At 37.1% G+C, this 827-nt stretch carries 2 pseudogenes; both read right to left on the bottom strand.

Annotation, left to right across the window (positions count from 1 at the left end):
• Positions 1-80: 80 nt before the first annotated feature.
• Positions 81-209, bottom strand: a pseudogene (locus tag J5224_RS31610) (helix-turn-helix domain-containing protein); the annotation flags it as partial.
• A 215-nt stretch (positions 210-424) separates the two neighbouring features.
• A pseudogene (locus J5224_RS31605) lies at positions 425-827 on the bottom strand (ATP-binding protein); the annotation flags it as partial.

The following is an 827-nucleotide window of genomic DNA, read 5'->3' as shown; positions in this document are numbered from 1 at the left end:
ATGCCGCCTGTTATCTATGCGCGGCAAAAACTGGCCGGAGATCCTCATTGGCGGTGGTACTAAAAACCGGAGAGACTACACCGATAACGGTAAAAGGTATCGCGAGAGACACCCATGATTTTACAGGCTTTAGAAGCATTGCTGAGTTCTTTAGCAAGATGGAGCGAACCTGTTTTGTGTTTGATGACAGGATTGTTAGTATGAATCATGAGAGTTACCTCGTGTTTTGTATAAGGATTCGGTACCCATATCAAAACCGATAAAACTCAACCGTTCAAGGTCATGAGACAGAACAAGTCGCAACTATTACACATCATTATTTGAAAAATTAAGGATGTTTTTTTAATTAAATTAAAAAATAGGCGATCCGATTCAAATATTACATTATTGATAATAAGGGATCGCCCCTTTCTCTTGACCCGATTTAGGATGTAGGCCGCTCAAATAACGGCTTCCAAGGTTCTTTGCCAGCTTTGCTCTGAAACAGAATAGGTAAAGAGTTGTTTGGACAAGTTTCAGGCAATACCAATAATAATCCTTGATCATTAAATCCTAAAGGTTTTTTATAAATTTTTGTCCCTAATATCAAGCATAATGATTTAGCTCTGTGCATTTCATCCATATCATTCCAAAAACCATATCCATCTTTATGAAAAGCAGTGCTGGTATTTTCGAGCATTTCTGCGACATAAATTTTATTAATTTCTAAATGTCGCTTAAGAATCTCATTAACTTTTGCTTCACCTTCTTCAGTTCCGACGATAGCGATGACTAATAAGGGAATTTTTTGCTGTTGAAGATTAGTTCCGATGGAATTTAACAAAGGT

This window comes from Candidatus Symbiopectobacterium sp. NZEC135, from assembly GCF_025962695.1.
Note: the sequence above shows the minus strand (reverse complement) of the source record. Positions and strands in the feature narration are given on the sequence as shown.